This window comes from Candidatus Nitrosopumilus salarius BD31 (genome assembly GCF_000242875.2).
GTDB classification, from domain to species: domain Archaea; phylum Thermoproteota; class Nitrososphaeria; order Nitrososphaerales; family Nitrosopumilaceae; genus Nitrosopumilus; species Nitrosopumilus salarius.
On the sequence record NZ_AEXL02000061.1, the window covers coordinates 1 to 9,921 of the forward strand.

Consider the following 9,921-nt stretch of genomic DNA (forward strand, 5'->3'; position numbering starts at 1 on the left):
TTTGTTGGAATGCGGGCTAGTTAAGAGCAGAAAGGATGGCAAGAATAAATTTTACAGCATAGGAGACAAAAGAGTAGCCAAGCTTCTCAAACAAAGTGATGATATTTTGACAGATATTGCAGATGGAATCTATTCCTGTGTAAATTATAAAAAATAATAATCGATGGTTTAATGAAAATTTGTTTAATCATTTTAGAATTACAAGTCAAGTACAACATCCCATAGGTAAAATTTTATGCCAGACGATGACGATTTACCAAAAGATCTTTCGCACCTAACTCCTGCATATCGTAAGGCATTATGGATAGTTGTTTTAATCAATATGGGTTATGGAATAATCGAAATGATTGGGGGATTCATATCTGATTCCCAAGCACTCAAAGCTGACGCACTTGATTTTCTAGGTGATGGTTCAATCACATTCTTGGGATTGCTTGCAATAGGATGGGGTCTTAGATTACGAGCTCGCTCAGCTCTCATCCAAGGAATATTTCTTGGGGCAATGGGAATTTCCATCTTGTCTTACACAATTTATCGTACACAAGTTCTTCAAACTCCAGAAGCAGGATTGATGGGAATTTTCGGCTTTGTTGCACTTGTGATAAACGTTATCGCAGTCATCATTTTACTTCCACATAGAAAAGGCGATGCCAATGTCCGTGCAGTATGGCTCTTTAGTCGTAATGACGCACTAGGAAATATTTTGGTAATAATTGCATCTGGTTTTGTCTTTTTGACTGATACCTCATGGCCTGACCTCATAGTTGCTGGGGTGATTGCAGTCATCTTTTTGCAATCATCGTGGTCAATCATCAAAGATGCTCGGAGTGATATAAAAAACCTCGAGAATAGATGAAAATATCTCCATCTATTATGACATTCATTACATTCCCATTTTGGGTCATGTCCTCAGAGAATTTCGAATAATTTTTAGAAATAATGGGTGTGGTATCAAACTGATTTAACAAAACTTGCTCCGGTATTTTCAAATTAGTTTGATACTCCAAATTTGATCGAGATCACTAAAAAATAAGCTCGGAAACCCTAACTATTTAATTCAAAAGTTTTTCATTAGGCCTGTATTTGATTAGATCATGGGTGATATCAAACAAGTGATCATAGTTAGAACTGATCTTGATATGGGTAAAGGAAAGATTGCAGCACAAGTAGGTCATGCATGTGTTCTTGGTGCTGAACATGTAAGAAAGTCTCATCCTGAATGGTTCAATGAATGGTGGGGCGGTCAAGAAAAAGTTGTTGTCAAAGTTTCAGGAATTAAAGAATTGCAAGAAGTAAAAAGACATGCAATTGATTTAGACCTTCCTTGGTCTGAAGTTACAGATGCAGGGCATACTCAGATTGCTCCTGGAACTACAACTTGTATTTCAATTGGCCCTGCCCCAGAAAATTTAATTGATAAAATAACTGGTGATCTAAAATTACTATAGTTTTTTGAGAATGAGATATAACAAGGTTTAATGATTTTTTAATTATGAAGAAAATTGGCATAATTGTTTCCATATTTTTTGCAACAATCATGCTTACTTCCTTGGCTGCTGGTGTACTTTTGAATAAAGCTCCCTCACCAACTGATAAACCTGAAATGACGATTACTGGTACTCCTGCTGATAATTTCCCTGATGAACAGCGTGCACAGTTTTGTGGATCTAATACTGCAAAGTCAACTGACTATATCCAAGAATTCTCTATACCTACATTATGTACAAATCCATTGGCTATTGTAACTGATTATGATGGAAATGTTTGGTTTGCTCAAACCAATACTGGCAATGTAGCAAAATTTGATCCTGTTTCCAAAACTTTCACCGAATATGATAACCCGTTATGGCCTAAAGGTGGACGTTCGATGATGTGGGGGATTGACTATGCCCCTGATGGCTCTGTGTGGTTTACCGATGAAACATATGATTCTGTATGGAAGTTTTCAACCCTTGATGAAAAATATGACAGATTATCCTATCCCTCTGAAGGAAATTCACTCCCACAAAAACTCCAAGTTGATGGCTCTCAAATTATAATTAATGATTTTACTGGAAACAAATTGACATTCTTGGATCCGACTCAGTCTGGTGACGATGTTAACTATCTAAGTATTCCATCTCCTGTAGACAACTCTGTAACCGCTGATTTTGCATTGGATGCAAATAACAATGTCTGGTTCACAAATTGGTTATTCCAACAAGGTGGTGTTTTAGTAAAATTTGATCAAAATGGATACCTTGATTCTGTTTCAAACTCTAATGAAAAATCACTTCCTTTACTTGATTTTATTGAAATATTCCAGTTGCCTGTAGAATTACTTACTCCTAATGGTGCGGTAGTTGCAAATGATGGAACTATTTGGCTTGCAGATACAACCTCGTCTTATTTCTTTAATTTTGATCCTGTAACTGAAAAATTTACTCAATATGTAACATCAGATCCTTTACTTGATACATACGGTAATCAAACAGGAATTGTTAAAACTCCAATTTCTAGGCCTTACTGGATAGAAACTGATGATCAAGGACGAATAGTTTTCAATACACAAACTGCAAATAATATCTCTGTGATGGACCCTAAATCACAATCTATTGTAGAATATCATATTCCTTCAAAGAATCCAAACTGGGGAGACTGTGACCCTGGAACTGGAATGATGTTGGCAGACTGTGGTCTTGCCCAAGTTTTTGATTTCACTATAGATGGAACAAAAATTTGGTTTACTGAATGGGTAGAAAATAACATAGGTGTGGTAGATACATCTGTACAATTACCATTGGATGTTCAATTAGAATCAAATACTTTGACTCTTGCTCCTGGAGATTCAAAAGACTTTGAATTTATCGTATCTCCAAAATCTCAGAAAGATCTATTGGGAATTTCATTGATTCTATCTTCCACTCGTGATTTTCTAAATGTTGATTTGATAAATAATTCCCCTGAATCATTTCAATTAGATTCTAATGCTCCTCGTACAATTAATACTATTATTAGTGCATCAGATGATGCAGAATCTGGAACATACAAAATACTTGTTGGTGCACAAGCATCTGATGTGGCTGTAGGTAAATTCATCACAGTGACAATAGAGTGATACCTGACTTAGATTCTCAAATTGGAATTTCAGTTTACAGTACAAACTTTCCTGGAATTGGAGGCAAAATTCGAATGTCTCCAGATGATTTTCAAGTAAGGGAAATAATTTCTAAAAAAAAAGAAGATTCTATCAGTGATCAAGACGGCTATGCCGTTTACAAATTAAAAAAGAAAAATATTGATACAAATCATGCCCTATCAGGAATTTTTAACAAAAAAGGAATCCGATTAAAATCTCTTGGACTAAAAGATGCATCTGCAATTACTGAACAATTTGTATGCTCTGGGAACAAAGGAAGAGCAATTGAAAATTTTTCCACAGACAAGTATTCTCTCGAAAAAATTGGATATGTAAAAAAACCATTATCAAAAAAAGATATGATTGGAAATCATTTTAAAATTAAAATCTCTGAATGCTCAAATGACTTATCTTCATTTACTGAATACGATAAAATCCTAAATTTTTATGGTTACCAGCGTTTTGGCTCCAAAAGGGCTGTTACCCACCTGATTGGAAAGGCATTACTGAAGAGGGATTTCAAAAAGGCAGTTGAATTAATTTTGTGTTTCACCTCTACATATGATTCCGAAGAAAATACTGAAATTCGTGAAAAACTATCTGATCCAGAAAATTATGAAAAATATTTTGATCAAGTTCCACCACAAATGGATATTGAAAGAATAGTTCTAAAAGAAATGATTGACCACAATGATCCAATTCGTGCAATTAGAGCAATCCCTGTTTCTTTAAGACGATTTTATGTTCAAGCTTACCAATCTTTTATTTTCAATCAGTCTCTAAGCTCTGCTTTTTTGGATGGTGAAAACCTCTTTGAAGTAGAATCTGGTGATGTTTGTTTTGATTTTAATGGAATAATTGGAAAATATGTGAAAGGCATGGATCAGAATTTGGCACTTCCTTTCGTTGGTTACTCTTATTACAAAAAAACTCGTTTTGACTATCAAATATCAAAAATATTGCAGAGCGAAGAAATTTCCCCCAAGGATTTTTTCATAAAAGAAATGCAAGAAGTAAGTAGTGAAGGTGGTTTTAGACAAGCAGCAATTCATTGTTTTGATTACTCTGCACATGAAACTAATGTGGAATTTTCATTATCTAGGGGATCTTTTGCGACAATTGTGCTAAGAGAGATCATGAAACCACAAGATCCAATTGTTGCTGGTTTTTGAGATCAGTCTTGAAAAAATGATTTCTTAGATGTCTTTAAGTTGATGTTTTTTTAAGAACAAATGATTTTGATGGACAAGGCATACATGCTAATTAGTTGCGATGTTGGAGAAGAACAGTCTCTTTATTCTCAATTAAAAGACATTCCTGAAATCAAGAGTTGTTTGATAACTTATGGCAGCTATGATCTTGTTGTAGAATTTGTTGCAGATGGACCTGAACAAATTAATAAAATAATCACATCTAAAATCCGAAAACTAAAGAAAATTAGAAGCACAATCACTCTTCGTGTAACTGACTCTTCTTGATGATTATGATTCCTACCCCAACTATGATGATTCCTACACTTGTAATTTGCATTCCATAAGTTATCCACTCTGGGTTTGAATACATAAAAGAAGTTTCAGGGCCTATCACTGATTGCCCTTGAAGATGAAAAATTATGCCAAAAATTAACATTACAATACCTGATGTTGTTACTCCTTTGCCTACTCTCATGAATTATTCGTCATGTTTTCTATTAAAAAGGGTAAACAGAATTGATAATTTAACCAAATCATTTCTTGATTTGGTTTTTAATCATTTTCTTTAGACTCTATAAAATGTCTAATTGGAATGATATCTATGAATCAAAGCGTAGTGGCCATTTAGGTCTGATACTGTTTACTTCTGCGGCTAGCCTTGCAATCATTCTGTTTCTAATCTTTCATCCACAAATAGAGGCCATAAACAAAGAGTCCCCAATTTTGATTAACATTATGTTTATTCCTGCCATAGCTGTAGGTTTTCTTTATGGCGTGAGAATTACTGAACGTGCTGTAAAACCATCAGAAATTCGAAGTCCTATCAAAAGATCAATTGTAAAGATATTCTTATTCTTTTTTGTTATGGGTGGAATGTTTAGTTCTGTAAATTTTGCGCTAAATGGAGGTAGTGTCATGCCGGAGATGTCCATTCTGGATGACGGTCTTTTGCCTTGGGCAAATAATTTTATCACTGCAAACGGCGGAGCAACTTTTCTAATTATTACTAGTATTGGTTTGATGGCAGGAGCTACAAAAAGAATTGTTGGCATGAATACTGGAATTATAAATAGACTGGTGACTTTTGTTGGTACATTTGTATTTTTTACAATGCTTGTGTTGAGTTTCACAAAATCTGATCCTACCTCATCTGGCGTTTTCTTGTATACCTTTTACCAAGCAGGAATTGTAGGTGGAGCATTTTTTGCAATGAATAGGCTGACTAAGAATCAGAATATGTTTGAAGATTTTGCTAATGGATTTTAAATTATTTCTCTAGGTCTACGTAAATTCCTGAGACCACGTTGTTGATCCGATCCCAGTATTTCTCACATCCTTCTGTTTGGAAATTGTTATCTTTACATTCGTTGAAATGATGTGTGTTTTCTCTTTGCATATTATCTGCAAGGAGACCATTGTCTCCAATGAATAATGCGATAATGCCAATTGCTGCAAGACTAGCAGCAACTGCAATCATGCCATATCCAACATGTGCATAATTGTGAGGTTCTTTCATTTATGGAAAATCAATAACTCTTGAATTTAATCTTTTCAAGTTTAGCTTTTGCGATCAAACCTGCGCCACTAGTGTGATTTTTGGGAAAAGATAAAATGAAAAGTCTTTAAAAATACTCTCATTGAGTATTCAAATTCTCCAATATGAGTTTCTTGGGCCAATTTCTCTTGATGAGTGGGGGCCACCAATGGAAAAATTAGTTTATCTCATTCTTTCTCGAGATAAAGACAAATTCAATATTTTGTATGTGGGTGACTGTGAGAAGACTGATGAAAAGTCTTTTTTTGTTCAACATCCTAGTTTCAAATGCTGGGTAAAGCATTCGGGCTCTGAAAAATCATTATTTTTGGCAATATTGCCTTTGTTTGAATCAAGCGATATCCATAGAAAAAATATACTTACTAAAATAATGACTCACTACAAACCTCCTTGTAACTTGGATGAACTTCCTCGAACAAAACCTGATTATGCGATAAGAAAGTCTGAGGAAAAAAACTCTGAATCAAAATTCATGTGTCCGTGCTGTGGTTCGGAGATGAAACCAGAACAAATTCTTGAAAAATCTACCGTCTTTCGTTGTACGAGCTGTGGATTAAGTGATACAAAGCTTAACTGTTAACCTTGTTTTGAACATCAAACAATTGCAACGTCAACAAGTCTATTGCTTTTTTCAAATGTTGGAATTCATTAATTGAATGCATTTGTCCTTCCACTAGTGCTCTCATAACTTTAACTGCGTTCTTTTGATAATCGTCAGACGCAACAATTTCCATGGCATTTAACTTGGATAATAAATTATCAAGTTCCTTAATCATTTCATCTGATGGCTTGTGTTTGTCCATGAGTATCTAAATTGATTTTGATATATGAATCGTTACAAGAGATCCTCGTCAATCTTTTGAATGGGATCTAAATACTGCTGACACGTGCATGTTGGAATCTGACATTTTCCTGCTTTGATGATTGAATTGCTCTGTGCATTTTGCATGTGCGCTTCATCTGTGTGATGACATCGGTTGCAATTCATATTCGAAATCTTCTTCCTCTCTTATTTAATCTGCAAGTTAAGGTATTAACACTGCCCTTGCTTCTATCTCTGAATTTTTTAATTTTTTGAGAGCATCGTTTGCATCTTCAAGAGGGAATGTCTGAGAAATTACTTCAATATTTTTTTCATCACAAATTCGTATGACTTGTTCCATATCTTTAGTTGAACCTATCAACGTACCTCTGATTGTCTTTTCCTCAAATGCCATGAATGCCGGTCTTTCTCCTACTGTTGCAATAACTACAAGCCCTCCTTTCTTCACTGCTTTGATTGCTGTATCTGTAACAATATCTGCTGGTGCAAATACTATGGCAGCATCTAACAAACCATGTTTCTCTTTTAATTTGTCTAGAAATTCATCTTGAACATTTGAAAATACCATTGCATCTACTGCACCTAATCTTTTTGCAACATCAAGATGTTTCTGTGATCTAGAAAATGCAATAACATCACAGTCCTCAACATTTGCAAATTGAACTGCCATGTGACCTACTCCGCCAATACCAAAAATTCCTATTTTTTTATGTGACTTTGGCTCTGCTGCTTTGACTGCTTTGTATGCAGTAATCCCTGCACAAAATAGAGGTGCTGCATATTCTGGTTTCATGTTTTCTGGAACTTTTGTTGCAAAATCTTCTGTAACTGTAATGTATTCAGTATATCCGCCTTTGAATGACTCTCCTGTTATTGTTGATGATTCACAAAGATACTCTTTCCCTTCTTTACAATACTGGCATTTTCCACATGCTTCTAAGAGTGGAGTAATTCCTGCTCTGTCTCCAATTTTGAATTTAGTGACACTATCTCCAACTTGAACCACTTTACCTACAATTTCATGACCTGGAACTGTTGGCAGTGCCGGTGGAATCCCAATGTCTTGCCAGTCTCCTTCTATTCCGTGAAGTTGTGAATGACAAACCCCACAAGCTTCGATTTTCAGTAAAATCTCATTTGGTCTTTTAATTACATGTCTATCAATTTGTGTTAATTTTAATGGATTTGTCTCAATTGCTGCACATTTTTCAAGAACCATCGCTCGCATTTTTTCCATATTTTTCTAAATTATGCATGAAATTTTAAGATTCGCAAATTCTGACTTTATTGTATGGTGTAAAACTCATTAGAAAAATAAAGGACTAGGTTATAGTAATAACATGTCTGAAATTACGGATGAAGATCGTGAGAGGGTCAAATTACTTCATCTAATTACGACTTCTAAAAATGAATTCAAAAATCTGTCATTAGATCAATTAAAGAGATTGCAGGAATTAGTTGAAAAGAAAGATTACAGTCATGATAAAAAAGCACATAAATCTAAAGTAAAATTACTTGGTAAAATTAATGTAAGAATTTACGAATTAACTGAAGGCAGGGGCATTTGGGGCTAATCTATTATCTAGGTACAAATATTCTAACGAGTCTGATTAATTGTGGTAGAAAACAATCTAATTCACGAAACAAGTCCATACTTACTTCAACATGCACACAATCCTGTTGACTGGTATGCTTGGAATGATGAGGCTTTAAAAAAAGCAAAAGATGAGAATAAGCCAATTTTTCTCAGTATAGGTTATAGCTCATGTCACTGGTGTCATGTAATGGCACATGAATCATTTGAAAATGACGAAGTTGCAAAATTCATGAATGAAAATTTTGTAAACATCAAAGTGGATAGAGAAGAAAGACCTGATATTGATGATATTTATCAAAAAGTTTGTCAGATAGCAACTGGTCAAGGAGGCTGGCCACTGAGTATCTTTCTTACTCCTGATCAGAAGCCCTTCTATGTTGGAACCTATTTTCCTGTATTGGATTCTTACGGTCGTCCTGGATTTGGAAGTATTTGCAGACAACTCTCTCAAGCATGGAAAGAAAAACCCAAAGATATTGAAAAATCTGCAGAAAATTTTCTAAACGCTTTACACAAAACTGAAACAGTTCACACTCCATCAAAACTGGAAAAAATAATTCTAGATGAGGCCGCCATGAATTTATTTCAATTAGGTGATGCAACATATGGCGGGTTTGGTTCTGCACCAAAATTCCCAAATGCTGCAAATATTTCATTTCTGTTTCGTTATGCTGAACTTACGGGTCTTTCCAAATTCAATGAATTTGCGCTCAAAACTCTTAACAAAATGGCAAAGGGCGGGATTTTTGATCAAATTGGAGGTGGATTTCATAGATATTCCACTGATGCGAAATGGTTGGTTCCTCATTTTGAAAAAATGCTTTATGACAATGCATTGATCCCAGTAAATTATGTCGAAGCATATCAAATAACAAAAGATCCATTCTATCTTGAAGTCTTGCAAAAAACTTTGGATTTTGTTTTACGCGAGATGACTACTCCTGAAGGCGGATTTTATTCTGCATATGATGCAGATTCTGAAGGTGTGGAGGGAAAATTCTATGTTTGGAAGAAGAGTGAAATCAAAGAAATACTTGGAAGTGATGCAGACATTTTTTGTCTTTTCTATGATGTAACTGATGGAGGCAATTGGGAAGGAAATACTATTTTGTGTAATAATCTCAATATCTCAACTGTTGCTTTTAATTTTGGAAAATCTGAACAAGAGATTCACGACATTTTAAATTCATGTGCTGAAAAATTATTAAAAGTTCGCTCCACAAGAATTTCGCCTGGTTTGGATGACAAGATACTTGTTTCATGGAATTCTTTAATGATTACTGCATTTGCAAAAGGTTACCGGGTAACAGGTGATCAAAGATATCTAAGTGCTGCAAAAGACTGCATCTCTTTTATTGAGAAGAATCTTCTTGTTGGTGAAAAATTACAACGAACTTACAAAAACAATACTGCAAAAATTGATGGGTATCTTGAAGATTACTCTTATTTTATTAATGCACTGTTGGATGTTTTTGAAATTGAGTCTGATCAAAAATACCTTCAACTTTCTTTGAATCTAGCAAATTACCTGTTAGAGCATTTTTGGGATTCAGATGCCAATAGCTTCTTTATGACTTCAGATAATCATGAAAAACTAATCATCAGACCAAAAAGCAACTATGACTTGTCTTTGCC

Annotated in this window: 13 protein-coding genes; 9 read left to right on the forward strand and 4 right to left on the reverse strand. The window is 34.7% G+C overall.

Annotation, left to right across the window (positions count from 1 at the left end; translation table 11 throughout):
- The first annotated feature begins 235 nt into the window (after positions 1-235).
- The 5 genes from BD31_RS02595 to BD31_RS02615 all read left to right on the forward strand — a co-directional run bounded on the left by BD31_RS02595 (position 236) and on the right by BD31_RS02615 (position 4,596).
- Positions 236-856, forward strand: a complete 621-nt coding sequence (locus BD31_RS02595; protein WP_008298168.1) for a cation efflux transmembrane domain-containing protein — start codon at positions 236-238, stop codon at positions 854-856.
- 238 nt (positions 857-1,094) lie between these two features.
- Positions 1,095-1,448 carry a peptidyl-tRNA hydrolase Pth2 gene (gene pth2, locus BD31_RS02600; RefSeq protein ID WP_008298161.1) on the forward strand — a complete coding sequence of 118 codons (354 nt, stop codon included), beginning with the start codon at positions 1,095-1,097 and terminating at the stop codon, positions 1,446-1,448.
- A gap of 44 nt (positions 1,449-1,492) precedes the next feature.
- Entirely contained in the window at positions 1,493-3,097 is a 1,605-nt protein-coding gene (locus BD31_RS02605; RefSeq protein ID WP_008298170.1) for a Vgb family protein, read from the forward strand.
- Entirely contained in the window at positions 3,094-4,290 is a 1,197-nt protein-coding gene (truD, locus tag BD31_RS02610) for a tRNA pseudouridine(13) synthase TruD (protein ID WP_008298160.1), read from the forward strand. Before BD31_RS02605 ends, truD begins: the two co-directional genes overlap by 4 nt.
- A gap of 69 nt (positions 4,291-4,359) precedes the next feature.
- Positions 4,360-4,596 carry an Lrp/AsnC ligand binding domain-containing protein gene (locus BD31_RS02615; RefSeq protein ID WP_008298171.1) on the forward strand — a complete coding sequence of 79 codons (237 nt, stop codon included), beginning with the start codon at positions 4,360-4,362 and terminating at the stop codon, positions 4,594-4,596.
- On the opposite strand, the gene BD31_RS02620 is transcribed toward BD31_RS02615, so the two are convergent.
- Positions 4,568-4,786: a hypothetical protein gene (locus BD31_RS02620; protein WP_008298159.1), complete on the reverse strand. Its 219-nt coding sequence runs from the start codon at positions 4,784-4,786 to the stop codon at positions 4,568-4,570. The genes BD31_RS02615 and BD31_RS02620 overlap by 29 nt on opposite strands.
- 104 nt (positions 4,787-4,890) lie before the next feature.
- Between BD31_RS02620 and BD31_RS02625 the strand changes: the two genes are divergently transcribed.
- Positions 4,891-5,577 carry a hypothetical protein gene (locus BD31_RS02625; RefSeq protein ID WP_048097388.1) on the forward strand — a complete coding sequence of 229 codons (687 nt, stop codon included), beginning with the start codon at positions 4,891-4,893 and terminating at the stop codon, positions 5,575-5,577.
- Position 5,578: 1 nt separating this feature from the next.
- On the opposite strand, the gene BD31_RS02630 is transcribed toward BD31_RS02625, so the two are convergent.
- Entirely contained in the window at positions 5,579-5,827 is a 249-nt protein-coding gene (locus BD31_RS02630; RefSeq protein ID WP_008298158.1) for a hypothetical protein, read from the reverse strand.
- A gap of 121 nt (positions 5,828-5,948) precedes the next feature.
- On the opposite strand from BD31_RS02630, the gene BD31_RS02635 reads away from it, so the two are divergent.
- Complete coding sequence (locus tag BD31_RS02635) at positions 5,949-6,446, forward strand: hypothetical protein (protein ID WP_008298169.1); 498 nt, start codon at positions 5,949-5,951, stop codon at positions 6,444-6,446.
- On the opposite strand, the gene BD31_RS02640 is transcribed toward BD31_RS02635, so the two are convergent.
- A complete protein-coding gene (locus BD31_RS02640) occupies positions 6,436-6,669 on the reverse strand; it encodes a hypothetical protein (protein WP_008298166.1) in 234 nt (77 codons plus the stop codon). The genes BD31_RS02635 and BD31_RS02640 overlap by 11 nt on opposite strands.
- Positions 6,670-6,891: 222 nt before the next feature.
- Positions 6,892-7,926 (reverse strand): alcohol dehydrogenase catalytic domain-containing protein, encoded by a 1,035-nt coding sequence (locus BD31_RS02645; RefSeq protein ID WP_008298165.1) that lies wholly within the window; start codon positions 7,924-7,926, stop codon positions 6,892-6,894.
- A 103-nt stretch (positions 7,927-8,029) separates the two neighbouring features.
- Between BD31_RS02645 and BD31_RS02650 the strand changes: the two genes are divergently transcribed.
- Together BD31_RS02650 and BD31_RS02655 are read left to right on the forward strand one after the other, a co-directional pair.
- Positions 8,030-8,263, forward strand: coding sequence for a hypothetical protein (locus BD31_RS02650; RefSeq protein WP_008298173.1), 234 nt, complete (start codon positions 8,030-8,032; stop codon positions 8,261-8,263).
- A gap of 42 nt (positions 8,264-8,305) precedes the next feature.
- The coding region (locus tag BD31_RS02655) for a thioredoxin domain-containing protein (RefSeq protein ID WP_008298172.1) at positions 8,306-9,921 on the forward strand (1,616 nt) is incomplete at its 3' end.